20 protein-coding genes and 1 pseudogene are annotated in these 25,657 nt (G+C 61.7%); 12 read left to right on the top strand and 9 right to left on the bottom strand.

The features are described 5' to 3' along the window. Window positions 1–30: 30 nt before the first annotated feature. Window positions 31–867, bottom strand: a complete 837-nt coding sequence (locus K9857_RS05445; RefSeq protein WP_224533837.1) for a 23S rRNA (adenine(2030)-N(6))-methyltransferase RlmJ — start codon at window positions 865–867, stop codon at window positions 31–33. Between the two features lie 283 nt (window positions 868–1,150). Continuing rightward, the gene (gene putP, locus K9857_RS05440; protein WP_224533836.1) at window positions 1,151–2,635 is read right to left on the bottom strand and encodes a sodium/proline symporter PutP; all 1,485 of its coding nucleotides are present in this window, start codon (window positions 2,633–2,635) and stop codon (window positions 1,151–1,153) included. Between the two features lie 459 nt (window positions 2,636–3,094). Here putP and putA point away from each other — a divergent pair, with 459 nt between their 5' ends. Both putA and K9857_RS05430 read left to right on the top strand, forming a co-directional pair. Then, window positions 3,095–7,048 (top strand): trifunctional transcriptional regulator/proline dehydrogenase/L-glutamate gamma-semialdehyde dehydrogenase, encoded by a 3,954-nt coding sequence (gene putA / locus K9857_RS05435; RefSeq protein ID WP_224533835.1) that lies wholly within the window; start codon window positions 3,095–3,097, stop codon window positions 7,046–7,048. Between the two features lie 245 nt (window positions 7,049–7,293). Then, window positions 7,294–9,096: an acyl-CoA dehydrogenase gene (locus K9857_RS05430; RefSeq protein WP_224533834.1), complete on the top strand. Its 1,803-nt coding sequence runs from the start codon at window positions 7,294–7,296 to the stop codon at window positions 9,094–9,096. 141 nt (window positions 9,097–9,237) lie between these two features. Here the strand turns inward: K9857_RS05430 and K9857_RS30495 are convergent, their stop codons facing one another. From K9857_RS30495 to K9857_RS05415, 4 genes and pseudogenes are all read right to left on the bottom strand, one after another. After that, on the bottom strand, window positions 9,238–9,969 hold the full coding sequence (locus K9857_RS30495; protein ID WP_411961546.1) for a methyl-accepting chemotaxis protein: 732 nt from the start codon (window positions 9,967–9,969) through the stop codon (window positions 9,238–9,240). 135 nt (window positions 9,970–10,104) lie between these two features. After that, window positions 10,105–11,130: pseudogene (locus K9857_RS30490) on the bottom strand (cache domain-containing protein); the annotation flags it as partial. 145 nt (window positions 11,131–11,275) lie between these two features. Further along, window positions 11,276–11,575 carry a cell division protein ZapA gene (locus K9857_RS05420; RefSeq protein WP_224533832.1) on the bottom strand — a complete coding sequence of 100 codons (300 nt, stop codon included), beginning with the start codon at window positions 11,573–11,575 and terminating at the stop codon, window positions 11,276–11,278. Then, window positions 11,572–11,802 carry a hypothetical protein gene (locus K9857_RS05415; protein WP_224533831.1) on the bottom strand — a complete coding sequence of 77 codons (231 nt, stop codon included), beginning with the start codon at window positions 11,800–11,802 and terminating at the stop codon, window positions 11,572–11,574. The genes K9857_RS05420 and K9857_RS05415 overlap by 4 nt, the downstream gene beginning before the upstream one ends. A 419-nt stretch (window positions 11,803–12,221) precedes the next feature. Here K9857_RS05415 and K9857_RS05410 point away from each other — a divergent pair, with 419 nt between their 5' ends. From K9857_RS05410 to selO, 3 genes are read left to right on the top strand one after another with little or no spacing between them, the layout of a single operon-like run. After that, window positions 12,222–13,964: a potassium/proton antiporter gene (locus tag K9857_RS05410; RefSeq protein WP_224533830.1), complete on the top strand. Its 1,743-nt coding sequence runs from the start codon at window positions 12,222–12,224 to the stop codon at window positions 13,962–13,964. Between the two features lie 35 nt (window positions 13,965–13,999). Beyond that, window positions 14,000–17,353 carry a mechanosensitive channel MscK gene (gene mscK, locus K9857_RS05405; protein WP_224533829.1) on the top strand — a complete coding sequence of 1,118 codons (3,354 nt, stop codon included), beginning with the start codon at window positions 14,000–14,002 and terminating at the stop codon, window positions 17,351–17,353. Between the two features lie 48 nt (window positions 17,354–17,401). Further along, the gene (gene selO / locus K9857_RS05400) at window positions 17,402–18,865 is read left to right on the top strand and encodes a protein adenylyltransferase SelO (RefSeq protein WP_224533828.1); all 1,464 of its coding nucleotides are present in this window, start codon (window positions 17,402–17,404) and stop codon (window positions 18,863–18,865) included. A gap of 6 nt (window positions 18,866–18,871) precedes the next feature. Here selO and K9857_RS05395 read toward each other — a convergent pair whose 3' ends face one another. Together K9857_RS05395 and K9857_RS05390 are read right to left on the bottom strand one after the other, a co-directional pair. After that, the gene (locus K9857_RS05395) at window positions 18,872–19,273 is read right to left on the bottom strand and encodes a type II toxin-antitoxin system HigA family antitoxin (RefSeq protein ID WP_224533827.1); all 402 of its coding nucleotides are present in this window, start codon (window positions 19,271–19,273) and stop codon (window positions 18,872–18,874) included. Continuing rightward, the gene (locus K9857_RS05390) at window positions 19,270–19,566 is read right to left on the bottom strand and encodes a type II toxin-antitoxin system HigB family toxin (RefSeq protein WP_224533826.1); all 297 of its coding nucleotides are present in this window, start codon (window positions 19,564–19,566) and stop codon (window positions 19,270–19,272) included. Before K9857_RS05390 ends, K9857_RS05395 begins: the two co-directional genes overlap by 4 nt. Before the next feature lie 191 nt (window positions 19,567–19,757). Here K9857_RS05390 and trxC point away from each other — a divergent pair, with 191 nt between their 5' ends. Continuing rightward, a complete protein-coding gene (gene trxC / locus K9857_RS05385) occupies window positions 19,758–20,192 on the top strand; it encodes a thioredoxin TrxC (protein WP_224533825.1) in 435 nt (144 codons plus the stop codon). Between the two features lie 50 nt (window positions 20,193–20,242). On the opposite strand, the gene K9857_RS05380 is transcribed toward trxC, so the two are convergent. After that, on the bottom strand, window positions 20,243–21,013 hold the full coding sequence (locus K9857_RS05380) for a ParA family protein (RefSeq protein WP_224533824.1): 771 nt from the start codon (window positions 21,011–21,013) through the stop codon (window positions 20,243–20,245). A 362-nt stretch (window positions 21,014–21,375) separates the two neighbouring features. Here K9857_RS05380 and K9857_RS05375 point away from each other — a divergent pair, with 362 nt between their 5' ends. Genes K9857_RS05375 through K9857_RS05350 form a run of 6 tightly spaced genes read left to right on the top strand, consistent with a single transcriptional unit; the run spans window position 21,376 to window position 25,618 of the window. Next, entirely contained in the window at window positions 21,376–22,095 is a 720-nt protein-coding gene (locus K9857_RS05375; protein WP_224533823.1) for a beta-ketoacyl synthase chain length factor, read from the top strand. Next, window positions 22,071–22,883 (top strand): lysophospholipid acyltransferase family protein, encoded by an 813-nt coding sequence (locus K9857_RS05370; RefSeq protein ID WP_224533822.1) that lies wholly within the window; start codon window positions 22,071–22,073, stop codon window positions 22,881–22,883. Before K9857_RS05375 ends, K9857_RS05370 begins: the two co-directional genes overlap by 25 nt. Further along, entirely contained in the window at window positions 22,861–23,136 is a 276-nt protein-coding gene (locus tag K9857_RS05365) for a phosphopantetheine-binding protein (RefSeq protein ID WP_175375378.1), read from the top strand. The genes K9857_RS05370 and K9857_RS05365 overlap by 23 nt, the downstream gene beginning before the upstream one ends. A gap of 9 nt (window positions 23,137–23,145) precedes the next feature. Beyond that, the gene (locus K9857_RS05360; RefSeq protein ID WP_007992314.1) at window positions 23,146–23,400 is read left to right on the top strand and encodes an acyl carrier protein; all 255 of its coding nucleotides are present in this window, start codon (window positions 23,146–23,148) and stop codon (window positions 23,398–23,400) included. Then, window positions 23,397–23,942: a hypothetical protein gene (locus K9857_RS05355; protein WP_224533821.1), complete on the top strand. Its 546-nt coding sequence runs from the start codon at window positions 23,397–23,399 to the stop codon at window positions 23,940–23,942. Before K9857_RS05360 ends, K9857_RS05355 begins: the two co-directional genes overlap by 4 nt. Further along, window positions 23,939–25,618 (top strand): acyl-CoA synthetase family protein, encoded by a 1,680-nt coding sequence (locus tag K9857_RS05350; RefSeq protein ID WP_224533820.1) that lies wholly within the window; start codon window positions 23,939–23,941, stop codon window positions 25,616–25,618. Before K9857_RS05355 ends, K9857_RS05350 begins: the two co-directional genes overlap by 4 nt. Window positions 25,619–25,657: the final 39 nt, after the last annotated feature.

Genomic DNA, 25,657 nt, shown 5'->3' with positions numbered 1-25,657 from the left:
GGCTGCGATCTTTAGATCCTGGTCCAGGCTTTACTCAGCGATCAACCAGTCCATCTTCCACCCACCCTGCGTCTGCCCAAGCTTCTCGGCCAACCACGGCAGCAGCTCTCGCAATTCTTCCTCCAGCCCCCAAGGCGGATTGGCAATCGCCAGACCGGAGCCGTTCAGGCTGTTCGGCGTGTCCAGCGGATGCACCAGCAACTCCACGCGCAACAACTTCGGCGCGCCGGTGCCGGCCAGGTCCTGATAGAAGCGGCGCAGTGCACGCTGATCCTTCACCGGGTACCAGATGGCCGCCACGGTCTGGCGCATCCGGCCGATCGCTTCTTTCATCGACAGCGCGCAACGCTGCATCTCGTCGAGCTTTTCGAATGGCGGGTCGATCAGCATCACGGCGCGTTTTTCCGGCACCGGTAGCAACGCCCGCGGCACATGCCAGCCTTCGCCCAGGTGCACTTTGACCCGGCGGTCTCCGGCCATGTTTTCCTTGAGCAGCAGACCGTCTTCGGGGTGTTTCTCGTTGATCAGCACGCGATCCTGCCGGCGGGTCAGGCGCCGCGCCAGCTCCGGTGAGCCCGGGTAGTAACGCAACTGGCCATCCGGGTTCATCTCATGCAGCACCTGCATGTAGTCGGCGGTCAGGATCGGCAGGTCCGTCTGATTCCAAAGACGCGCGATGCCTTCCAGGTACTCGCCGGTGCGATTGGCCTGATCGCCCTGCAGGTCATACAGACCAATGCCGGCGTGGGTGTCGAGATAGGCAAACGGCTGCTCCTTGCGCGACATCAGGGCGATGAGGCGGGTCAAGGTCAGGTGTTTGAACACGTCGGCGTGATTGCCGGCATGGAAGGCGTGACGATAATTCATGGCTGCTCCTGCGAAGGCCGGGAAGTTTACCTTCTGCCGGCCTGCAAGTCAGGAGTTGGCGGCCGGGCGGCTTACACATCAATCCAACATGACTGGGACTCCTGTGGGAGCGGGCTTGCTCGCGAAGAGGGCGTGTCAGTCACATCATTGCCGGCTGACACACCGCTTTCGCGAGCAAGCCCGCTCCCACAGGAGTATGCATTCCACAACACCGACGCAAAAAAACGGCCCGCCTCCATCACGGAAGCGGGCCGTTTTCATTCAAGCCGTCGGCTCTCGCCAATTACTTGTTCAGGCGGTAATCACTCTCCGCCGCCGCAAAACGCTGCAGCATGCCGGCAGTCGGCGCGCCCATCTTGCTGACGATGTAGATCGCCAGGCTGGCGAAGATGAAGCCAGGGATGATTTCGTACAGACCCAGCAGTTCGAAATGCTTCCACACGATCACAGTGATCGCACCCACCAGGATGCCGGCCAGTGCGCCGTTGCGAGTCATGTCCTTCCAGATCACGGAGATCAGCACAACCGGACCGAACGCGGCACCGAAACCGGCCCAGGCGTAGCTGACCAGACCCAGCACGCGGTTTTCCGGATTGGCGGCCATCGCGATCGCAATCAGCGCCACCAGCAACACCATGGCGCGACCAACCCAGACCAGTTCCAGCTGGGAAGCCGATTTGCGCAGGAAGGTCTTGTAGAAGTCTTCGGTCAAGGCGCTGGAGCACACCAGCAACTGGCAGCTCAGGGTGCTCATTACCGCCGCCAGAATGGCCGACAGCAGCACACCGGCAATCCATGGGTTGAACAGGATTTTCGCCAGTTCGATGAACACGCGCTCATGGTTTTCGGTTACAGGACCGGCCATCTCTGGGTTGGCCGAGAAGTACGCGATACCGAAGAAGCCGACAGCCACGGTGCCGCCCAGGCACAGGATCATCCAGGTCATGGAGATGCGACGGGCGTTGGCGATCGACTTCACAGAATCCGCCGCCATGAAACGCGCCAGGATGTGCGGTTGGCCGAAGTAGCCCAGGCCCCAGCCCATCAGCGAAATGATGCCGATGAAGGTCGTGCCCTTGAGCATGTCGAAATTGCTCGGGTCCTGCGCTTCGATGGCCAGGAACGTGGTATCGACGCCGCCGGTGGCCAGCAGCACGATAATCGGCGTCAGCAGCAGGGCGAAGATCATCAGCGTGGCCTGTACGGTGTCGGTCCAGCTCACCGCCAGGAAACCACCGACGAAGGTGTAGGCGATGGTCGCCGCGGCGCCGGCCCACAGCGCAGTCTCGTAGGACATGCCGAAGGTGCTTTCGAACAGACGGGCACCGGCCACGATGCCCGAGGCGCAGTAGATGGTGAAGAACACCAGAATGACCACGGCGGAGATGATCCGCAGCAGGCCGCTCTTGTCTTCGAAGCGGCTGGAGAAGTAGTCCGGCAAGGTGAGGGCGTCACCATTGTGCTCGGTCTGCACTCGCAGACGGCCGGCAACGAACAGCCAGTTCAGGTAGGCACCGACGATCAGGCCGATGGCGATCCAGCTTTCGGACAGGCCGGACATGTAGATGGCGCCCGGCAGGCCCATCAGCAACCAGCCACTCATGTCGGAGGCACCGGCGGACAGCGCGGTCACGACGCTGCCCAGGCTGCGACCGCCGAGGATGTAGTCAGAAAGGTTGTTGGTGGAGCGATAGGCCATGAAGCCGATCAGCACCATTGCTGCGATGTAGATCACGAACGTGATCAGGGTTGGATTCATTACGCTCATTAAGTGACGCCCTGGCTTTGTTTTTATGTAGCTGCGGCGGGTGAAACCGCTGGCAAACGCTGATGTTTGACAGACGGATCTGGATGCCGCGCATTTAGGACTGATGTTTCCCCAGGAAAGCCATCAGCCGGCGCACCTGTTTTAGGCAGGTTGCACCTTGGGGCACGAATGCTATTCGCCAAAGCAAATACGGTGCAACCCATTTCTTGAGAATAAGTTGCACCTACGCGAAATCACCGACAAACCGTATTTTTTACTCCGTTTTGATCTAGCACTTCCATGCCCTCAGAACCAAAAGCTCCAAGCACGGGTTGCACTTTCGTACCAGAATTTATTTCCCGACGAGGCGCCGAATATTCCTACAAAAAAGGGTTGCACCGGGTTGCACCTCTATCGGCGCACAGCTAATCTTGCCGCCAGCTGATGCCACGCGGTCGTGGCAAACATGAGGATAAAAACATGGCTACCACCACCCTTGGCGTCAAACTTGACGACCCGACCCGCGAACGCCTCAAGGCCGCCGCGACCTCGATTGATCGCACGCCGCACTGGCTGATCAAGCAGGCAATTTTCAATTACCTGGAAAAACTCGAGGGTGGTGCAACCCTGACCGAGCTGAACGGTTCGGCCACCGCAGTCGCTGACGACGCCGGTGAAGTCCACGCCGATCACGCCCACCAGTGCTTCCTCGAATTCGCTGAAAGCATCCTGCCGCAATCGGTACTGCGCGCCTCCATCACCGCCGCTTACCGTCGCCCGGAGCCGGAAGTGGTACCGATGCTGATCGAGCAGGCGCGCCTGCCGGCACCGATGGCCGAAGCCACCAACAAGCTCGCCGCCTCGATTGCCGAAAAACTGCGCAACCAGAAGAGTGCCGGCGGCCGCGCGGGCATCGTTCAGGGCCTGCTTCAGGAATTCTCCCTGTCGTCCCAGGAAGGCGTGGCGCTGATGTGCCTGGCCGAAGCGCTGCTGCGTATCCCGGACAAAGGCACCCGTGACGCGCTGATCCGCGACAAGATCAGCACCGGCAACTGGCAGCCGCACCTGGGCAACAGCCCGTCGCTGTTCGTCAACGCCGCCACCTGGGGCCTGCTGCTGACCGGCAAACTGGTTTCGACCCACAACGAAGCCGGCCTGACTTCCTCCCTGAGCCGCATCATCGGCAAGAGCGGCGAGCCGATGATCCGCAAGGGCGTCGACATGGCCATGCGTCTTATGGGAGAGCAGTTCGTCACCGGCGAAACCATCGCCGAAGCCCTCGCCAATGCGAGCAAGTTCGAAGCCAAGGGCTTCCGCTACTCCTACGACATGCTCGGTGAAGCGGCGCTGACCGAACACGACGCCCAGAAGTATCTGGCCTCGTACGAACAAGCCATCCACTCGATCGGCAAGGCCTCCCACGGTCGCGGCATTTATGAAGGCCCGGGCATTTCGATCAAGCTGTCCGCCCTGCACCCACGCTACAGCCGCGCCCAGTACGAGCGCGTGATGGACGAGCTGTACCCGCGCCTGCTGTCGCTGACCCTGCTGGCCAAGCAATACGACATCGGCCTGAACATCGACGCCGAAGAAGCCGACCGCCTGGAGCTATCGCTGGATCTGCTCGAACGCCTGTGCTTCGAGCCGCAACTGACCGGCTGGAACGGCATCGGTTTCGTGATACAGGCTTACCAGAAGCGTTGCCCGTACGTGATCGACTACGTGATCGACCTGGCTCGCCGCAGCCGTCATCGCCTGATGATCCGTCTGGTGAAAGGCGCTTACTGGGACAGCGAAATCAAGCGCGCCCAGGTCGAAGGTCTGGAAGGCTATCCGGTCTACACCCGCAAGGTGTACACCGACGTTTCCTACATCGCCTGCGCCCGCAAACTGCTGTCGGTGCCGGAAGTCATCTACCCGCAGTTCGCCACGCACAACGCCCACACTCTGTCGGCCATCTACCACATCGCCGGTCAGAACTATTACCCGGGCCAGTACGAGTTCCAGTGCCTGCATGGCATGGGTGAACCGCTGTACGAACAGGTTGTAGGCAAAGTTGCCGAAGGCAAGCTGAACCGTCCGTGCCGCGTTTACGCTCCGGTCGGCACCCACGAAACCCTGCTGGCATACCTGGTTCGTCGCCTGCTGGAAAACGGCGCCAACACCTCGTTCGTCAATCGCATTGCCGATCAGTCGATTTCGATCCAGGAACTGGTAGCCGATCCGGTGGCGAGCATCGAGAAGATGGCCACCGCCGAAGGTGGTTTCGGCCTGCCGCACCCGCGCATTCCGCTGCCGCGCGACCTGTACGGTGCCGAGCGCGCCAACTCCAGCGGCATCGACATGGCCAACGAACATCGTCTGGCGTCGCTGTCCTGCGCCCTGCTGGCCACCGCACACAACAACTGGAAAGCCGCGCCGATGCTCGGTTGCGCCTCCAGCAACGAAGCGCCGAGCGCCGTGCTGAACCCGTCGGATCTGCGTGACGTGGTCGGCCATGTGCAGGAAGCCACTGTCGATGACGTCGACAACGCCATTCAATGCGCCCTGAACGCCGCACCGATCTGGCAGGCCACCCCGCCGGCCGAGCGCGCCGCGATCCTGGAACGTGCCGCCGACCTGATGGAAGGCGAGATCCAGCCACTGATGGGCTTGCTGGCCCGCGAAGCCGGCAAGACCTTCGCCAACGCCATCGCCGAAGTGCGCGAAGCCGTGGACTTCCTGCGTTACTACGCGGTGCAGGCACGCAACGATTTCACCAACGACGCTCACCGCCCGCTAGGCCCTGTGGTGTGCATCAGCCCGTGGAACTTCCCGCTGGCGATTTTCAGCGGTCAGGTCGCTGCAGCACTGGCTGCCGGTAACCCGGTACTGGCCAAACCTGCCGAACAGACGCCGCTGGTGGCGGCTCAGGCCGTGCGCCTGCTGCTCGAAGCCGGCATTCCGGAAGGCGTGCTGCAACTGCTGCCGGGCCGCGGCGAAACCGTCGGCGCCGGTCTGGTGGGCGATGATCGCGTCAAAGGCGTGATGTTCACCGGCTCCACCGAAGTTGCGCGCCTGTTGCAACGCAACATCGCCGGTCGCCTGGACAGCCAGGGCCGCCCGATTCCGCTGATCGCCGAAACCGGCGGCCAGAACGCGATGATCGTCGACTCCTCGGCGCTGACTGAACAAGTGGTCATCGACGTCGTATCCTCGGCCTTCGACAGCGCCGGCCAGCGTTGCTCGGCCCTGCGTGTACTGTGCCTGCAGGAAGATTCCGCCGACCGCGTCATCGAAATGCTCAAGGGCGCGATGGCCGAAAGCCGTCTCGGCAACCCTGAGCGCCTGTCGGTAGACATTGGCCCGGTGATCGACGCCGAAGCCAAGGCCGGCATCGAGAAACACATCCAGGCCATGCGCGACAAAGGTCGCAACGTGTACCAGGTGGCGATCGCCGATGCCGAAGAAATCAAGCGCGGCACCTTCGTGATGCCGACCCTGATAGAACTGGAAAGCTTCGACGAACTGCAGCGGGAGATCTTCGGTCCGGTGCTGCACGTGGTTCGCTACAAGCGCAAGGACATCGACCAGCTGATCGGCCAGATCAATGCCTCCGGCTACGGCCTGACCCTGGGCGTGCACACCCGAATCGACGAGACCATCGCCAAGGTGATCGACACCGTCAATGCCGGTAACGTCTACGTCAACCGCAACATCGTCGGTGCCGTGGTCGGCGTGCAGCCGTTCGGCGGCGAAGGTCTGTCGGGTACCGGTCCGAAGGCCGGTGGTCCGCTGTACCTGTACCGCCTGCTGTCGACTCGTCCTACAGACGCAATCGAACAATCCTTCGCCCGCGCCGATGCAGCCGCGGCGCCGGACGTGCGTCTGCGTGAAGCCATGAGCAAACCGCTGACCGCCCTGAAAGCCTGGGCCGACAGCAACAAGTTCGCCGACCTGAGCGCCCTGTGCGTGCAGTTCGCCGCGCAATCGCAAAGCGGTGTCACCCGCGTCCTGGCCGGCCCGACCGGCGAGCGCAACAGCTATGCGATCCTGCCGCGTGAACACGTGCTGTGCCTGGCGGAAGTCGAAGGCGATCTGCTGAGCCAATTGGCGGCAGTCCTGGCTGTCGGCGGTTCGGCGGTATGGCCGGAAGGTGAATTGTCCAAGGCGCTGCTTGCACGTCTGCCGAAGGAGATTCAGGCGCGCATCAAGCTGGTGGCCGACTGGAACAAGGACGAAGTGGTGTTCGATGCGGTTCTGCATCATGGCCATTCCGACCAGCTGCGCGCGGTATGCCAGCAGGTCGCCAAGCGCGCCGGCGCGATCGTCGGGGTGCAGGGTCTGTCCCAGGGCGAGTCCAACATTGCGCTGGAGCGTCTGGTGATCGAGCGGGCGTTGAGTGTCAACACGGCTGCGGCGGGTGGTAATGCGAGCTTGATGACGATCGGTTAATCCGCAATACCTCCGGGCACCCACAAGATGCCCGGCTTGCACAAATCCTGGTGGGAGCGGGCTTGCTCGCGAAAGCGGTGTATCAGTCGACATCAATGTTGAATGATCAGCCCCCTTCGCGAGCAAGCCCGCTCCCACATTTGATTAGCGGTGCCCGCAACTCACCATCACGCTCATCAATCATCCTGTACCTCCTCCATTCCCCCACCTTAGACTCGGCCCACTTCAATAAAAGGTAGGCCGCCATGTCCGAGACGTTGCTCAGTTCCCGCAATCTGGCTTTCGAGCTGTACGAAGTCCTCGATGCCGAAGGCCTGACCCAGCGTGAGCGTTTCGCCGAGCACAACCGCGAAACCTTCGATGCCGCCCTTGGCACCGCCCGCAGCATCGCCGAGAAGTTCTTCGCACCGCACAACCGCAAGGGCGACGAGAACGAGCCGCGCTACGAGGACGGCCGGGCGATTCTTATTCCGGAAGTCAAACCGGCGGTGGACGCCTTTCTTGAAGCCGGCTTCCTCAACGCCGCGCGCAGTTTCGAGGCGGGCGGCATGCAGCTGCCTACCCTGCTGTCCCAGGCCTGCTTCGCACATTTCCAATCGGCCAACGCCGCCTCCACCTCGTACCCGTTCCTGACCATGGGCGCGGCAAACCTGATCGAAAGCTTCGGCACCGACGAACAAAAGCAGCGCTTCCTGCAACCAATGATCGACGGCCGTTTCTTCGGCACCATGGCCCTGACCGAACCCCACGCAGGCTCATCCCTGTCGGACATCCGCACCCGCGCCGAGCCTGCGGCCGACGGCACCTATCGCCTGAGGGGCAACAAGATCTTCATCTCCGGCGGCGATCACCCGCTGTCGGAAAACATCGTGCACATGGTACTGGCCAAGCTGCCGGACGCACCCGCCGGGGTGAAGGGCATCTCGTTGTTCATCGTGCCCAAGTTCCTGGTCAACGACGACGGCAGCCTGGGCCAGCGCAACGACGTGCTGCTGGCCGGCCTGTTCCACAAGATGGGCTGGCGCGGCACCACCTCCACCGCGCTGAACTTCGGCGATAACGGTGAGTGTGTCGGCTATCTGGTGGGCAAGCCGCACCACGGCCTGAGCTACATGTTCCAGATGATGAACGAGGCGCGGATCGGCGTCGGCATGGGCGCGGTGATGCTCGGGTATGCGGGCTACCTGTACTCCCTGGAGTACGCTCGCGAACGCCCGCAGGGCCGCGTGCCGGACAGCAAGGACCCGAACACCGCACCGGTGGCGATCATCCAGCACGCCGACGTCAAGCGCATGCTGCTGACGCAAAAGGCCTACGTCGAAGGCTCGTTCGACCTGGGTCTGTATGCGGCGCGACTGTTCGACGACACAACCACCCTCGAGACCGAAGCCGAGCGCAAGCAAGCCCATGAGCTGTTGGATCTGCTGACGCCGATCGTCAAATCCTGGCCGTCGGAGTTCTGCCTGAAGGCCAACGAACTGGCGATCCAGATCCTCGGCGGCCACGGCTACACCCGCGAATACCCGGTGGAGCAGTACTACCGCGACAACCGCCTGAACCCGATCCACGAAGGCACCCACGGCATTCAGTCACTGGACCTGCTGGGCCGCAAACTGGCGCAGAACGGCGGTGCGGGGCTCAAGCAACTGATCCGCCTGATCGCCGACACCGCCGAGCGCGCTCAAGCGTTCGAGTCCCTGACACCGTTGCGTGAACCGCTGGAAAAACTGGTAGCCCGCCTGCAAACCGTGACCATCGGCCTGCTGACCGACCTAGCCCAAGGCAAGGTCAACAGCAGCCTGGCGAACTCGGCGCTGTACCTGAAGGTGTTCGGGCATACGGTGATCGGCTGGCGCTGGCTGGAACAGGCAATTCGTGCCGAGCAAGGGCTGGCCAAGGGGAATGCGGCGGATGTGGCCTTCTATAAAGGCAAGCTGCAGGCGGCGCGGTATTTCCTGACCTGGGAGATTCCAGCTTGCCACCATGAGCTGGCGATTCTCGAGGCGCGGGATGATGTGTGTTTGAACATGCAGGATGAGTGGTTCTGATCAAAGTTTTGTAGTGATGCAGAAATCCATTCGCGGGCAAGCCCGCTCCCACAGGTTTTCGGGCGAAACACAGATTGTGTGAACACCGAAGATCCCTGTGGGAGCGGGCTTGCCCGCGAAGGCGTCAGTCCGATTAGCACATCAACCCAACTTGAACCCACCCATCTGCCGCGCCAGGTCATCCGCCAACCGCTGCAAAGTCTGGCAATCCTCACGACAAGCCCTGACCTCCCCCGCCGTCGCCCGCGCCAGGTCGGAGATCCCCTGCACGTTGCGGTTGATCTCCTCGGTCACCGCCGACTGCTCTTCCGTCGCCGTCGCCACCTGATGGTTCATGTCGCTGATGCGTTCTACCTGCCCGGTGATCGCGGTCAGCGACGCACCGGTGCGCTGGCTGGACTCGACGCCAGTGCCGGTGGCTGCCTGCCCGCTGTGCATCGACGACACGGCATTCTCCGCACCCTGTTTGAGGCTGCCGATCATCTGCTGAATCTCGTCGGTGGACGACTGAGTACGCCGGGCCAGGGTCCGTACCTCATCAGCCACCACGGCAAATCCACGCCCCATGTCCCCGGCCCGCGCAGCTTCAATGGCAGCGTTGAGCGCCAGCAGGTTGGTCTGCTCGGAAATCCCGCGGATCACCGCCAGCACCTGATCAATCGACGCCACTTGATCGGCCAGCTCGCCCACGGCGCTGGCGGCGACGCCGATTTCGTCGGACATGCTTTCGATATGACGAATCGAGCCGCCGACCACTTCCCGCGCCTGCATGGCTTCATCCCGCGCCGTTTGCGAAGCCACTGCCGCGTTTCCGGCGTTTTGCGCAATTTCCTGCACCGTCAGACCCATTTCGTGGACAGCGGTGGCGACCATGTCGGTCATTTCCTGCTGGCGCCCGGAACGCTCGGCAGTGTTGTCCACCACCCGCGCCACCTGGCCCACCGCGGTGCGCAGTTGTTCGCTGGTGGTCAGCACTTCGCTGATCATGCCGCGCTGGCTGTCGAGGAAGCGATTGAAGCCCCGTGCCAGGTCGCCCAGTTCATCGGCGCGGCTGGAATCCAACCGTTGAGTCAAATCTCCACCACCGCTACCGATGGCCACCAGCGCCGCTGTTACCTGACGAATCGGTCGCACCAAACCACGGGCCAGCAATACCACCAGCAACAGGCACACCAGCGCCACCGCCAGGCCGATGCCGCTGCTCATCCACAGGGCGCTGCGAGCTTCGGCATAGATCTGCGCCTGTGGCACTTCGGCCACCAGAGTCCAGCCCAGGTCCCGCAATGGCAGACTCAAGGCCAGATAGTCCTCACCATCGCGAGTAAAGCTGCTGTTTGTGGCAGTTTTTTGACCAATGATCGTTTGGGCCGCCGAGGCGCCTATCTGCTCGGCCAGGGTGCGCTTGCCGCTGAATTGCGCTTCGGGATGGACCTGGATCAGACCGTCGGAACGCACGAGATAGACCTTGCCGCGCTCGCCGAAGCTGAAGTTGTGAATCAGCTCAGAGAGCTCTTTCATGCTCAGGCCAAGGCCGGCGACACCCACGACTTTGCCGGCCTGCTCGACTTTCAGGTCGATGAACAGCGCCAATTCTCCGGTGGCAGTGTCATTGTCGATGTTGAGGGTGCGCGGCTGGTTGCTATCAAGGAAGGAATAGAACCAGGCGTCCTTGGGATTGGCGCGACTGAGCGAGCGATCCAGGCCTTTTTCGGTGAAATAGTGGTTGGTGGCGGTGCCGATGATCAGCGCGGTAAACGCCTTGTGTTCAGCGCGGATGCCTTCCAGATACTCAACGAATGCGGGAGTTTTGCTGCTGTCTTCGCCGCTGGCCAGCCAGTCGCGGACCATGCTGTTGCTGGCGATGTCCTTGGCGGCGGTGAGGGGCTGGACGAGGATGCGCTCGATGTCGTTGCGCATCGCTTCGATGCTCGACGGCAGCGCCTGTTCGACCAGATAACTCTGGGCAAGACGGTTGACCACGAGGGTATAAATGCCAACCACGATCAGGATGCTGAACAGCAGGGCAGCGCCCATGCTCAGGATCAATTGCCATTGAATACTGCGTCGCCAGAACTGCATGGAGCACCCCCAAAGAATAAGAGGCTGAAACACTGCAACAGCCATGCCGAATGTATACAACTAGTTCGACAATTTATTCTTTGGTTGTGCGCAAAGCCGATCAGGCCTGATTGATCGTCTTGGAAATCACTTCAACCGTGGCGCTGACTTGCTCTTGGTAACGGTCGAGTTCGAGTTTGTGCTGCTTCTTCATTTCGATCTGCTGGGAACACAGGTTCATCGCAGCCAGCACCAACAGTCGGTCACCGATCAGGGTCGGGTACTTCTTTTTGGTTTCGGCCAGGGCTGCCTTGAGCATCAATGCGGCGTCGAGCAGGGTCTGCTCTTCACCTTCCGGCGCCTTGATCGAATAGTCCTCCCCCAGAATCGAGACGACTTTTACCCCAGGACCGTAACTCATGCGCTAACGGGGCCTGCGCTGACACGCTCGACCAGGGCCTGGATGCGCGCGGTGGTGGCGCCTTGTTTCTCTTCCTGTTCCATCAGGCTCAGCTGCAGGCTTTCGTTTTCATCCTTGGCCTGGGCCAGTTCTGCGCTCAGGGCTTGGTTGCTGCCGAGCAGGGTCTGATTCTGTTGTACCAGGTCGCTGACCAGCTGTTCCAATTGGCTTAGGGATGCTTCCAACATTTTGATTTTCCAGGCATTTTCAAAGGGCGCGTACGATAAAGAAAAGTCACCGGGGATGCCAGGGTTAAACAGGCGCAAGGCCTTGATTTTGCTGGCCAGTGAGCTTTCTCGCGAACTTTAGAGACTGTGATTGGCGGATCTGGTTCCTGCACTTCGTCGCCAAAGCACTCCACGCTTGCGCTTCACCCTGTGGCGAGGGTGCTTGCCCCCGTTGGGCTGCGTAGCGGCCCCCAAAAAAATGGGACTGCTGCGCAGTCCAACGGGGGCAAGCCCCCTCGCCACAGAACCCACAGGGCTTGTGATACCGGCACTCGCAAAAAAGCTTTTTGACAGCATCACATTTCAACAGGTTAGAATCGCTGGCACGCAGACTGCATGGTCAGTTTGTGCCCGTCTTTCAGCTTTCCGGAGTACTGCCTTTGAATGCGACGACCATCAACAGCCTGTTCTTGATCGGCGCGTTGCTGGTGGGTGCAAGCATTCTGGTGAGCTCACTTTCCTCCCGTCTGGGCATCCCGATCCTGGTGATCATCCTGGCCGTGGGCATGACGGCCGGCGTCGATGGCGGCGGCATCATCTTCGATAACTACCCGACGGCCTACCTGGTCGGCAACCTGGCGTTGGCGGTGATCCTGCTCGACGGCGGCTTGCGCACCCGGGTCTCGAGTTTCCGCGTGGCGTTATGGCCGGCGCTGTCGCTGGCCACGGTCGGGGTGCTGATAACCACCGGGCTGACCGGCATGGCCGCCGCCTGGCTGTTCGACCTGAACATGATTCAGGGCCTGCTGATCGGCGCCATCGTCGGCTCCACCGACGCCGCGGCGGTGTTCTCGCTGCTGGGCGGCAAGGGCCTGAATGAACGGGTCACGGCCAGCCTGGAAATCGAATCCGGCAGCAACGACCCGATGGCGGTGTTCCTCACCGTGACCCTGATCGACATGCTCGCCAGCGGCCAAACAGGCCTGCACTGGAGTCTGCTGACCCACTTGCTGCGCGAGTTCGGCATCGGCGGCGTCATCGGTCTGGGCGGCGGCTGGCTGATGCTGCAACTGGTCAACCGTATCAATCTGGCCGCCGGTCTTTATCCGATTTTGGTCATTGCCGGCGGCCTTGTTGTGTTTGCCCTGACCAACGCCCTGCACGGCAGCGGTTTCCTCGCGGTGTACCTGTGCGGTCTGGTGATCGGCAACCGCCCGGTGCGCAGCCGCCACGGCATCCTGCACATGCTCGACGGCATGGCGTGGCTGGCACAGATCGGCATGTTCCTGGTGCTTGGGCTGCTGGTCACGCCCCACGATCTGCTGCCGATCGCGCTGCCCGCCCTGGCTCTGGCGCTGTGGATGATCCTGTTTGCCCGCCCGCTCTCCGTACTGGTCGGCCTGCTGCCGTTCAAGGCGTTCCACGGGCGCGAGAAAGCTTTTATTTCCTGGGTCGGTCTGCGCGGCGCGGTACCGATCATTCTGGCGGTGTTCCCGCTGATGGCGGGCCTGCCTCAAGCCCAGCTCTACTTCAACCTCGCCTTCTTTATCGTGCTGGTGTCGCTGCTGGTGCAGGGCACGAGCCTGCCGTGGGTCGCCAAGCTGTTGAAGGTGACGGTTCCGCCGGAGCCCGCCCCCATTTCCCGCTCGGCGCTGGAAGTGCACGTGACCAGCGAATGGGAGCTGTTCGTTTATCGCCTCGGCGCTGAAAAATGGTGCATCGGTTCACCCCTTCGCGAGCTGAAAATGCCCGAAGGCACCCGTATCGCGGCCCTGTTTCGTGGCCAGCAACTGCTCCATCCGTCGGGTAGTACGGTGCTGGAAGTCGATGATTTACTGTGCGTAATCGGCCATGAACACAACCTCGCGGCCCTCGGAAAACTGTTCAGCCAGGCGCCGCAACGGGGCCTCGATTTGCGCTTCTTCGGCGACTTCGTACTCGAAGGAGACGCCCAGCTGGCCGCGGTTGCTGCCCTGTACGGGTTGAAGGTCGAAGGCATCGATCCGGACATGTCCCTGGCCCGCTTCATTGCCCAGAAAGTGGGGGGCGCGCCGGTGGTCGGTGACCAGGTGGAATGGAACAACACCATCTGGACCGTCGCGGTCATGGACGGGAACAAGATCGGCAAAGTGGGCGTCAGATTCCCCGAAGGAAGTCGCCCGGGTCCCGGACTCTTCCTCTAAACTTCATTCTTCGCCTCGTACTTCGATCGGTCTTTATGTCAAGTCTGCGCACCTTTTTTGCCCTGGTTCTGCTGGGGCTGAGTCTTTCTGTCGGCACGCTGCAAGCCGCCGAACCACCCACCCGCGAATCCGTGCAGACGAGTCTGGACAAGATCGCCGACCGCAAGCTGGCGGAGGCTGATCAGAAGGCCCTGCAGTCCGTGCTGCAAGGCACGCTGACCCAGCTCGACAACCGCCGCGATTACGAGCAGAAACTCAACGATCTCAAGCAACAACTGGCGGCCGCGCCCAAGCAGACCATCGAGAACCAGCGCGAGCTGACCCGCCTCAAGGCCAGTCCCGTGGTGCCGGTCTCGCAACGCTTTACCAAGGAGTCGATCCAGCAGCTCGAGCAAATGCTCACCGAGCGCGCGACCCAGCAAAGCGATCTGCAAAAGGCCCTGGCCGACGCCAATACCCTGGTCATCACCTCCCAGACTCGCCCCGAGCGCGCCCAGGCGGAAATCGCCACCAGCCAGACCCGCATCCAACAGATCAACAACATCCTCAAGGCCGGCAAGGACGGCGGCAAGACCCTGAGTCCTGAGCAGCGCGACCAGCTCAACGCCGAACTTGTGGCTCTCAACGCGCTGATCCCGCTGCGTCGTCAGGAACTGGCCGGTAACACCCAACTGCAAGACCTGGGCAACAGCCAGCATGATTTGCTCTCGGAACGCTCCGACCGCCTGGATCAGGAAATCCAGGAGCTGCAGACCCTGATCAACCAGAAGCGTCTGGCGCAGTCTCAGGAGACGGTGACCCAGCAGTCCATCGAAGCGCAGAAGGCCGGCGGCAGCAGCCTGTTGGCCACCGAGAGCGCGTTGAACCTCAAGCTCTCCGACTACCTGCTCAAGAGCACCGACCGTCTCAACGAAGTAACCCAGCAGAACCTGCAGACCAAGCAGCAACTGGACAGCGTGACCCAGAGCGATTCGGCCCTGGACGAACAGATCAACGTGCTCAAGGGCAGCCTGCTGCTGTCAAAGATTCTCTATAAGCAGAAACAAGCCCTGCCGCGCCTGAAGGTCGACAAGGATCTGGCCGACCAGATCGCCGACATTCGCCTGTATCAGTTCGAAGTCAGCCAGCAGCGCGAGTTGCTCAGCAACCCGGCCACTTACGTCGACAACCTGCTGTCCAGCCAGCCACCCGAGCAAGTCACCCCGCAGCTGCGCAAAAGCCTGCTGGAACTGGCGACCACGCGCGCCGACCTGCTGGAGCGCCTGAACCGCGAGCTGAGCGCGGTGCTCAACGAATCCATCACCCTGCAACTCAATCAGAAGCAATTGCTCAGCACCGCGCAAAGCCTGCGGGCGACGCTGGATGAGCAGATGTTCTGGATTCCGAGCAACAAGCCCATCGATCCTGAATGGATCCGCGCCGTGCCGGATCGCCTGATGCGCCAGATCGATACCCTGCCCCTGGCCTCCAGCCTGAGCGAGCTGACCGACGGTTTGACCCAGCGTCCCCTGCTGTTCCTCCCGTTGGCGCTGCTGATTGGTGCCCTGCTGTGGCGCCGCAAGCAGCTGTACTCGCGCCTGAACAAGGTTCACCAGGATATCGGCCACTTCAAGCGCGACAGCCAGTGGCACACCCCGCAGGCGATCCTGATCAATATTCTGCTGGCGATGCCGGTGTCGCTGGGCCTGGCGCTCTGCGGCCTGGCCCTGCAGATCGACGCCCGCGGGCAGAACGCCAACATGGGTGCGGCCTTGCTGCAGATGGCCCAGGCATGGCTGGTGTTCTACACCGCCTACCGGGTGCTGGCGCCGGGCGGCGTGGCGGAGTTGCATTTCCGTTGGGAGAAGCCGCAGGTCGAATTCCTTCGCGGCTGGGTCCGCCGGCTCGGCATGGTGGTGATGGCCCTGGTTGCCGTGGTGGCGGTTGCCGAACTGCAACCGGCGGCACTGGCCGACGACGTGCTGGGCATGCCGGTGGTGCTTATCTGCTACGCCCTGATGACCTGGCTGCTCGGCCGCCTGCTGTTCAGCAGCCCGACCCACGAGACCGCGCCGCTGTTCCGCAAGGCGGTGGCCCTGATGTTCACCGCCCTGCCGGTGGCGCTGTTCGTGGCGGTGTGCTTCGGCTACTACTACACCGCGCTGAAACTCAGCGACCGCTTGATCAACACCCTGTACCTGCTGATGTTCTGGCTGGTGATCGAAGCCACCTTCGTGCGCGGCCTCAGCGTCGCCGCACGCCGCCTGGCCTACCAGCGCGCCCTGGCCAAACGCCAGGCCGCGAAGGAAGCCGGCGACGGCGAAGCGATCATCGAAGAACCGACCATGGACATCGAGAAGGTCAACGAACAGTCCCTGCGTCTGATCCGTCTGGCCCTGCTCGGCGGCTTCATGGCCTTGCTGTACTGGGTCTGGGCCGACCTGATCACGGTGTTCTCGTACCTGGACAACGTCACCCTCTACGAATACACCAGCGGCACCGGCGCCAACATGAGCATGGTGCCGATCAGCATCGGCGACATGCTCGGCGCATTGATCATCATCGGCATCACCTTCGCCCTGGCGCGCAACCTGCCGGGCCTGCTGGAAGTGTTCGTGCTGTCCAAGCTCGACCTGGCCCAGGGCAGCGCCTACGCGACGACGACGTTGCTGTCCTACGTCATTGCCGGTGTCGGCTTCGTCTCGACCCTGTCGACCCTTGGCGTGAGCTGGGACAAGTTGCAGTGGCTGGTGGCAGCGCTGTCGGTCGGCCTGGGTTTCGGCATGCAGGAAATCTTCGCCAACTTCATCTCCGGCATCATGATCCTGTTCGAACGCCCGGTGCGGATCGGCGACACCATCACCATCGGCAACCTGTCGGGCACGGTGAGCAAGATCCGCATCCGCGCCACAACCATCACCGATTTCGACCGCAAGGACATCATCGTTCCGAACAAGACGTTCATCACCGGGCAACTGATCAACTGGTCCCTGACCGACACCATCACCCGGGTGACGCTCAAGCTCGGTGTGGATTACGGCTCGGACCTGGATCTGGTCAAGGAACTGCTGCTCAAGGCCGCGCGGGAAAACCCGCGGGTGCTCAAGGAGCCGGAGCCGCACGTGTACTTCCTGAACTTCGGCGAAAGCACCCTCGACCACGAGTTGCGCATGCACGTGCGCGACCTTGGCGACCGCAACCCGGTTCTCGACGAAGTGAACCGCTTCATCAACCGCGAGTTCAAGAAGCAGCACATCAACATCTCGTTCCGCCAGATGGAGGTCTACCTCAAGAACCTGCACGGCCAGGAATACAAGATGGTGCCGATCGAACCGGAAGCGAAAACCATCGTGCCTCTCAACGATGACAAGCAACCGCCGCTCGCACCGCCTGCCGCCAAACTCGACTAAGCGGCCATTCCCCAGCAGAATGCTCGGACATTCTGCTGGAGACGGCCTTTGAAAGCCCTCGACGAACTGACCTTCGATAACCGCTTCGACCGCCTGGGCGATGCATTTTCCGCCCACGTCCTGCCCGAGCCGATCGACAATCCACGCCTGGTCGTCGCCAGCCCCGCCGCCATGGCGCTGCTGGATCTCGACCCGGCCGTGGCCGAAACCCCGGAATTCGCCGAGCTGTTCAGCGGCCACAAGCTATGGGCCGACGCGATCCCGCGGGCGATGGTTTATTCCGGGCATCAGTTCGGCTCCTACAACCCGCAGTTGGGCGACGGGCGCGGTCTATTGCTGGGCGAGGTGTACAACGAGGCCGGCGAGCACTGGGACCTGCACCTGAAGGGTGCCGGGCAGACACCGTTTTCGCGCATGGGTGACGGACGCGCGGTGCTGCGTTCCTCGATCCGCGAATTCCTCGCCTCCGAAGCTCTCCATGCGCTGAATATCCCGACCACCCGGGCGCTATGCGTGATCGGCTCCGACACCCCGGTGTGGCGCGAGAAGCAGGAACGCGCAGCCATGGTTTTGCGCATGGCGCCGAGCCATGTGCGCTTCGGTCATTTCGAGTTTTTCTACTACACCAAGCGTCCCGAGTTGCAGAAAGCCCTCGGCGACCATGTGCTCGCCATGCATTTCCCGGAATGCCTCGAGCAGCCGGAACCTTATCTGGCGATGTTCCGCGAAGTGGTCGAGCGCAACGCCGAGCTGATCGCCAAATGGCAGGCCTATGGCTTCTGCCACGGCGTGATGAACACCGACAACATGTCGATTCTGGGGATTACCTTCGACTTCGGCCCGTTCGCCTTCCTCGACGACTTCGACGCCAACTTCATCTGCAACCATTCCGATGATCGGGGCCGGTACTCCTTCAGCAACCAGGTGCCGATCGGCCAGTGGAACCTCAGCGCCCTGGCCCAGGCCCTGACGCCGTTCATCAGCGTCGAGGCCCTGCGCCAAACCCTCGGCCTGTACCTGCCGCTGTTCCAGGCCCAGTACCTGGACCTGATGCGCCGCCGCCTGGGCCTCACCACCGCCGAAGAAGACGACCAGACCCTGCTGGAACAGCTGCTGCAACTGATGCAGAACAGCGGCGTCGACTACAGCCTGTTCTTCCGCAGGCTGGGCGAAGAGTCCCCACAAGCGGCAATCGCTCGCCTGCGCGACGACTTCGTCGATCTCAAGGGCTTCGATGCCTGGGGCGAGCTCTACATCGCTCGGGTGGCCCGCGAAGGCGAACTCGATCAGGAACAACGCCGCGCCCGGATGCACGCGGTCAACCCGCTGTACATCCTGCGCAACTACCTGGCACAAAACGCCATCGACGCTGCAGAAAATGGCGACTACGAGGAAGTCCGCCGGCTGCATGCGGTGTTGAGCAATCCGTTCGTGGAACAGCCTGGGATGGAGAGCTATGCGCAGCGGCCGCCGGAGTGGGGCAAGCATTTGGAGATCAGTTGTTCTTCCTGACGCTGCCTAGATAAAGGTCTCCAAAGACGTACCGAAGCGTTCGGCCAGCCAGCGGATCTGCCGCAGGTTGAGCTGACGCTTGCCGCTCAGGATCTCCGAAACAACCGATTGGGGGCCTACGCCAGGCAGATCACTCTGGGTCAGGCCGTGTTCACGCATCAGGTAAGCAAGAGCCTCGACACCACTGCATTCGGACATGGGGTGATGCTTGTGATCCCACTCCTCGATCCAGTCGCCAATGATGTCCACAAGGCTCATCAGTGGATGCGATTCATTGTCGCCAGTTATCTCCAACAACTCATCGAGCGCCAGAGCCAGCCTGTCGTAGTCATCTTCGTTTTTCGGCTTGCGCAGCAGTGGTGCAACAAACTCCCAATGCTCGGCTGCCTGTTTGATCAGTGCACTCATTGTTTTCCCTCCTTCCATTTGCCTCGATCGTATTCGCGATGATCCAGTACGTCCTTGATGTACAGCTTCTGATGTCGATATCGGACAAATGCGATCAAGCGCAGCTTGTTGCCTCCGATATCGAATACATGAAGGTCACCGACCTTGTCGGTCGCAGCAAACAGCGATTTCATGGCAGCAAAATCACCAGGGTTGTTGCGCTTGATCAATCTGTACCAGTGATCGATTGCCGTCGCCGCATGTGGCCATTTTTCTTTTGCTTCCCGAATCCGCTTTTCAGTGAACACACGCATGCAATTTCCTTATCGCACTTTGCTATGGATGAGTTAAACACAAAATGCATGTATCGCAAACTGCGATACTTTTACCGACTGATGATGCGTCGACCTCTCCAGCCTAGATAGGCTGTGCGCCGTCCAGCGATTGAAAATATGAGTAAACGTCTCCAAATAGCATCGACCGGCTTTCCATCAGGACCTTACCCATGACCGACCCACTCCTAATCCCCTGCCCTCACTGCAACGGCCTCAACCGCATCCCCGCCGAGCGCCTGGGTGATCATCCCAAGTGCGGTCGCTGCAAGGCCGAGGTCTTGCTGAACAAGCCTTTCGAACTGAATCAGGGCGACTACGCCAGTCAGATCAAGGGTGATCTGCCGTTGCTGGTGGATGTTTGGGCGGATTGGTGCGGGCCATGCAAGTCGTTTGCGCCTGTGTTCGAGCAGGCGGCCGGGCAGTTAGCGGGCAAGTGTCGGTTGGCCAAGCTGGACAGCGAGGCGAACCAGCAGTTGTCGGCCCAATTGGGGATTCGTTCGATTCCGAGCCTGATTCTGTTCAGGAACGGGCGGGAAGTGGCACGCCAGAGCGGTGCGTTTCCGTTGCCGCAGTTGATGAGTTGGCTGCGTAGCCAGGGGATCTGATTCAGCATTGAAGAGATCGCAGCCTGTGGCCGGCTGCGATCTGAAGATTTTCAGGCGTTTTCGAGCAGGTTATGCAGCTCGACAAACTGCTGCGTCAGTTTGTGCCGTGGATCGAGGTGGATCAGCGGCGTGTTGGCCTGGTGGGATTCGCGCATGCGCACCGAGCTGCCCAGGTACACCGGTAGCACTGGCAAACCTTCGGCAATCAGTTCGTCGAGCATTTGCTGAGGCAGGCTGGCGCGGGCCTGGAACTGGTTGACCACGATCCCTTCGACCGCCAGTTCTTCGTTGTGGTCTTCCTTCAACTCTTCGATTTCCGCCAGCAGACCGTACAGCGCCTGGCGCGAGAAACTGTCGCAATCGAAGGGAATCAATACGCGATCGGCGGCAATCAGCGCCGAAACCGCATAAAAATTCAGCGCCGGCGGCGTATCGAGATAGATGCGGTCGTAATCCTCGTCCAGCTCTTCCAGCAACTTACGCAGCTTGTTTATCTTGTGCTTGGCCTCGAGCTTGGGCTGTAAGTCCGCAAGTTCCGCCGTGGCGGTGATGACGTGGAGGTTGTCGAACGGGGTTTCGTAGATGTCGACCTGATTCTTTTTGGAGAAAGGCCCGGAAGACAGGGTCTGCTTGAAAAAGTCGGCGATTCCCATCGGAATATCGCTGCCGGTGAGCCCCGTCAGGTATTGGGTGGAGTTGGCCTGGGCATCGAGATCCACCAACAGGGTGCGATAGCCCTCGCTGGCGCTGACCGCCGCCAGATTGCAGGCAATGCTGGACTTGCCCACGCCACCTTTCTGATTGAACACCACGCGCCGCATGTCTAAACCTCCGTGTATCAAAGAATGACCGAGTGTAGTGGTCCATGGCATGGCTTAGCTAGACCGCAAATCCAGGGACTACAGGGTCATCGGAAATATCCCGCGGAAAAAGCGGCAAACACCTCTATCCGCCTCGGACGGAGCCGACAGACGGACCAGTGACCATGTGAATAATTCGCAAACGTTCGATTTTTGCGAACCGAGCATTGCCACCCACTGTGCAAAATGTAACCAGCATTTGCTACACGTTCCCGGCACCGGGATAATGCGCAGCACTCTGCGCCAGGCGCCACGCAGAGCGAGTCGTGGTTAACCGCCACTTGCCGCGTCAAACAAGCCCTCCAGGGGCGGGATGAAGGTCTGTGATCAATTTCAACATCGCCCAATGGCGCGCGTGGGCCCCGGGGCTCGAAAGCGTGGACGATTGGCAGGCCTGGAGCCGGCAACCGGTCGAGTTGCCGGTCAGCGATGCCGCACCGGACGTATCATTTCTGCCCGCCATGCAACGCCGGCGCCTGAGTCGACTGGCACGGATGGCGTTCAGCGTCGGCTGGCCATTGGCCGAGGGCCATCAGGGACTGCCACTGGTCTTCGTATCCCGCCACGGCGAAACCCCGCGTACCGTCGATATCCTCAGCGATCTGGCAGCCGACCAGCCGTTGTCGCCGACCCAGTTCAGCCTGTCAGTGCATAACGCGATCATCGGCCTGTGGTCGATCATGCGCGGCGAAACCAGCGAAATGACCGCTTTGGCCGCCGCCGGTGATGGCCTTGAGCACGGCATGCTGGAAGCCGCTGCCCTGCTCGATGAAGGCGCGCCGGCTGTGTTGCTGGTGGTTACCGAGGAGCAGCCACCTGAGGCGTACTCGACCTGGATCGACGACGTGCCCTTTCCTTACGCTGTCGGCCTGTTGATAACTCCCGGCAATGACTGGCAGCTGTCCATGAACAGGCCCACGGATGCGTTGTCCAAACCCCGATGGCCGCACGCGTTGAATCTTCTGCGCGCACTGCTGGGCCAGCAGACCACCTGCCAACATGCCTGGAAAAATCGTGTATGGACCTGGCAACGCAAGCCATGACCGAGAAAACCCGCGACGCCTATTACTGGCGCCTGCTGGCCACCGCCGCAAGCTTTGCCCTTTTCGGGCTGGGCGGGCTGTGCCTGCGCCTGGTGGTTTTTCCGTTGTTGAGCTGCCTGCCGGGCGACGCCGCCACCCATCGGTTGCGCGCGCGGCGAACCGTCAGTGGCTGCTTCTGGTTTTTCATCCGCTTCATGGCCCGTGCCGGCGTGCTGACCTACGACATTCAGGGCGCTGAAAAACTCGGCAAGCCAGGCCAGATGATCGTCGCCAACCACCCGTCCCTGATCGACGTGGTGTTTCTGATCGGCCTGGTGCGCCACGCCAACTGCGTGGTCAAGCAAAGCCTCTGGGACAACCCTTTCACCCGCGCCCCGCTGCGCCGGACCGAATACATCAGCAACGATGGCAGCATGGACATGCTCGATGCCGCCGCCGACGCCCTGAAAAGCGGCCAGACCCTGATCATCTTCCCCGAAGGCACCCGCACCCAGCCGGGCGAGGCGCCGGCCTTTCATCGGGGTGGCGCGGCCATTGCCCTGCGCGGTGCGAGAATCCTCACCCCCGTGGTGATCAAGGTCAGCCCGACCACACTGACCAAGGCCGAGCCCTGGTACCGCATTCCCAAACGCCGCGTGCACTTCAGTTTCCGTGTCGGCGCCGATATAGACCCGCAGGCTTTCGCCGAGCTGGGCCCGGCCCCTCAGGCCTCACGCAAGCTCAACGATTATTTGCATTCTTACTTTATTAAGGAGCTCGCCGAAGATGAGCGATCTGAACACCGATAGCCTGAACCGGGACATCAAAAACCTGATCATCGAGGCCCTGGGCCTGGAAGACATCAGCGCCGAAGACATCGGCGACCAGCAGACGCTGTTCGGCGAAGGCCTGGGCCTGGACTCGGTGGACGCCCTGGAATTGGGCCTGGCCATCCAGAAAAAGTACGGCATCAAAATCGACGCCGACGCCAAGGACACCCGCAACCATTTCAGCAACGTGGCGAGCCTCGCGGCGTTCGTCACTGCAAAACAGGCAGCTTGAGACCGGACCATGCAAACTCGTGACGACATTTTCAACACATTGCGCGATGCCTTGGTCGAGCTGTTCGAGCTGGACCCTGAGCGGGTGAGTCTCGAATCCAACCTGTATCAGGACCTGGAAATCGACAGCATCGATGCGGTCGACCTGATCGATCACATCAAACGTCAGACCGGCAAGAAAATCGCCGCCGAGGAATTCAAATCGGTGCGTACCGTCAGTGATGTGGTCGAGGCGGTCTACCGCCTGGTTCAACCGGCCGCATGAGTCGACTGATCGGCCTCGGCCTGCTGCTGGCGGGCCTGCTCTACCCCTTCGCGGTGTATTTCGGCATGGAGCACTTCGCCCCGTGGCAGTTCGGCCTGCTGCTGGGCAGCCTGTGGCTGGCCCGGGTGCTGACCGGCAAGCGCCGTCCCGGCAGCCTGTGGATGGCCGCGGTGGCGATCGTGTTCTGCCTGCTGCTGGCGCTGTTCGACAACCCGGCGCTGCTGCGTTGGTACCCGGTGCTGATCAGCGCCTTCATGCTGGCGCTGTTCGGCGGCAGCCTGGTGTACGGCCCGCCGGTAGTGGAACGCTTGGCCCGTGTGCGTGAACCGGATCTGCCGGACGAGGGCATTCGCTACACGCGCCAAGTGACCATCGCCTGGAGCGTGTTTTTTCTGTGCAATGGTTTGTGCGCGGCCGCCCTGACGCTGTGGGCGCCGTTGAGCTGGTGGATGGTCTACACCGGGCTGATTTCCTACGGATTGATCGGCCTGATGTTTGCCGTTGAGTTGCTCATACGAATACGGGTACGAGGCCGTATATGAATTGGATAAGACTTGAGCAGCTGTTGCTCAAGGCCCGGCCGGAGCGGGTCGTCGCGACCGCACCGGCCTTGAATCACGGGCAACTGTGCGAACAGGCCCTGCGTCTCGCCGCCGGCCTGCAATCCCGTGGCGTGCGGCGCATTGCCGTGCACCTGGAAGATGCCGCCGATCTGGCGAACGCCCTGCTCGGCGCCTGGCGTGCGGAAGTCAGCGTGTTGCTGCCGTCCGACCTGCAACCCCAGACACGCCAGCGCTGGTCGAATGACGTCGACCTGTGGCTGACCGATCAGGCCGGCGATGCGCATCTGCATGACTTCCAGCATCCTCCGCTGAACGCTGCTGAACTCGATCCGGATCGCTGCACCCTGAGCCTGTGCACGTCCGGCTCCAGCGGCGAACCCAAGCGCATCGAAAAGACACTGCGCCAGCTGATCAACGAAGTCGAAGCCCTGGAGCGCCTGTGGGGCGCCGACCTGGGTCCGGCGTGCATCATCGGCAGCGTTGCCACCCAACACATCTATGGCCTGCTGTTTCGCGTGCTGTGGCCGCTGTGCGCCGGACGCACCTTTGTGCGCAAGCAACTGGCGTTTCCCGAAGACCTGCAACGGGCCAGCCGCGAACACCCCGCGTTTGCCTGGGTGGCCAGCCCGGCGTTGCTCAAGCGGATGGGCGACAACCTCGACTGGCCGGCATTGAGCGCGGTGCGCCGGGTGTTTTCTTCCGGCGGCGCATTGCCCGCCGATGCGGCGCAGAGCCTGCACCAGCGCCTGAATCAATGGCCGACGGAAATCTTCGGCAGCTCGGAAACCGGCGGCATCGCCTGGCGTCAGGGCCCCGATCTCTGGCAGCCCTTCGCCGATGTGCGGCTCACCCAGGACAGTGACGGCGCGCTACTGATCGCCTCGCCCTACCTGCCTGACGACCATGTCGAACATACCGCCGATGCGGCGCGTATCGCCGCCGATGGCCGCTTCGAGTTGCTCGGACGGCTGGACCGGATCGTCAAGCTCGAAGAAAAACGCATCTCACTGCCGATGCTCGAACAAGCACTGATGGCCCATGCCTGGGTCGCCGAAGCGCGTTTGGGCGTCGTCCAGGAAAACCGCGCCTCATTGGGCGCTTTGCTGGTATTGAGCGAAGCCGGGCTGCACGCCTTGCGCAATCAAGGCCGGCGCGCCCTCACCGAGACCTTGCGCCAGCACCTGAGCCAGCACTGCGAAGCCTTGGCCCTGCCTCGGCGCTGGCGCCTGCTGCGGCAATTGCCGCTGAACGCCCAGGGCAAACTGCCCCAGGCCGAAGTCGAAGCCCTGCTGTTGGCGCCGCGTCCCCAGACGCCGCAGGTGCTGGAGCAGACCGAAACCGATGGAGAATGGAGCCTGCAACTGGCCATCCCGCCGGACCTCGCCTATTTCAGCGGACACTTTCCCAGAGTCCCCGTACTGCCCGGTGTGGTGCAGGTCGAGTGGGCGATGAACCTGGGCCAGCAACTGATGAACTTGCCGCCGAAATTCGCCGGCATGGAGGTCCTCAAGTTCCAGCAATTGGTGCGTCCGGGGGATGAAATCCAGCTGCACCTGCGTTTCGACCCGACCCGCGGCAAACTGTATTTCGCCTACCGCAACGAAACCGCCACCTGCTCCAGCGGGCGGATTCCGCTGGAGGCGGCGGATGCTTAAGCCTTGTGAGTGCTGCGCACTCAATCGCGAGCAGGCTCG

The sequence above is a fragment of the Pseudomonas sp. REP124 genome, assembly GCF_020164475.1.
Taxonomy (GTDB): domain Bacteria; phylum Pseudomonadota; class Gammaproteobacteria; order Pseudomonadales; family Pseudomonadaceae; genus Aquipseudomonas.
Note: the sequence above shows the minus strand (reverse complement) of the source record. Positions and strands in the feature narration are given on the sequence as shown.

Bases quoted from the DNA above. Each gene is read 5' to 3' on its own strand.
- K9857_RS05445 (WP_224533837.1), bottom strand. From the start codon at position 867: ATGAATTATCGTCACGCCTTCCATGCCGGCAATCACGCCGACGTGTTC.
- putP (WP_224533836.1), bottom strand. From the start codon at position 2,635: ATGAGCGTAATGAATCCAACCCTGATCACGTTCGTGATCTACATCGCA.
- putA (WP_224533835.1), top strand. From the start codon at position 3,095: ATGGCTACCACCACCCTTGGCGTCAAACTTGACGACCCGACCCGCGAA.
- K9857_RS05430 (WP_224533834.1), top strand. From the start codon at position 7,294: ATGTCCGAGACGTTGCTCAGTTCCCGCAATCTGGCTTTCGAGCTGTAC.
- K9857_RS30495 (WP_411961546.1), bottom strand. From the start codon at position 9,969: ATGGTCGCCACCGCTGTCCACGAAATGGGTCTGACGGTGCAGGAAATT.
- K9857_RS05420 (WP_224533832.1), bottom strand. From the start codon at position 11,575: ATGAGTTACGGTCCTGGGGTAAAAGTCGTCTCGATTCTGGGGGAGGAC.
- K9857_RS05415 (WP_224533831.1), bottom strand. From the start codon at position 11,802: ATGTTGGAAGCATCCCTAAGCCAATTGGAACAGCTGGTCAGCGACCTG.
- mscK (WP_224533829.1), top strand. From the start codon at position 14,000: ATGTCAAGTCTGCGCACCTTTTTTGCCCTGGTTCTGCTGGGGCTGAGT.
- K9857_RS05395 (WP_224533827.1), bottom strand. From the start codon at position 19,273: ATGAGTGCACTGATCAAACAGGCAGCCGAGCATTGGGAGTTTGTTGCA.
- K9857_RS05390 (WP_224533826.1), bottom strand. From the start codon at position 19,566: ATGCGTGTGTTCACTGAAAAGCGGATTCGGGAAGCAAAAGAAAAATGG.
- trxC (WP_224533825.1), top strand. From the start codon at position 19,758: ATGACCGACCCACTCCTAATCCCCTGCCCTCACTGCAACGGCCTCAAC.
- K9857_RS05380 (WP_224533824.1), bottom strand. From the start codon at position 21,013: ATGCGGCGCGTGGTGTTCAATCAGAAAGGTGGCGTGGGCAAGTCCAGC.
- K9857_RS05370 (WP_224533822.1), top strand. From the start codon at position 22,071: ATGGACCTGGCAACGCAAGCCATGACCGAGAAAACCCGCGACGCCTAT.
- K9857_RS05365 (WP_175375378.1), top strand. From the start codon at position 22,861: ATGAGCGATCTGAACACCGATAGCCTGAACCGGGACATCAAAAACCTG.
- K9857_RS05360 (WP_007992314.1), top strand. From the start codon at position 23,146: ATGCAAACTCGTGACGACATTTTCAACACATTGCGCGATGCCTTGGTC.
- K9857_RS05355 (WP_224533821.1), top strand. From the start codon at position 23,397: ATGAGTCGACTGATCGGCCTCGGCCTGCTGCTGGCGGGCCTGCTCTAC.
- K9857_RS05350 (WP_224533820.1), top strand. From the start codon at position 23,939: ATGAATTGGATAAGACTTGAGCAGCTGTTGCTCAAGGCCCGGCCGGAG.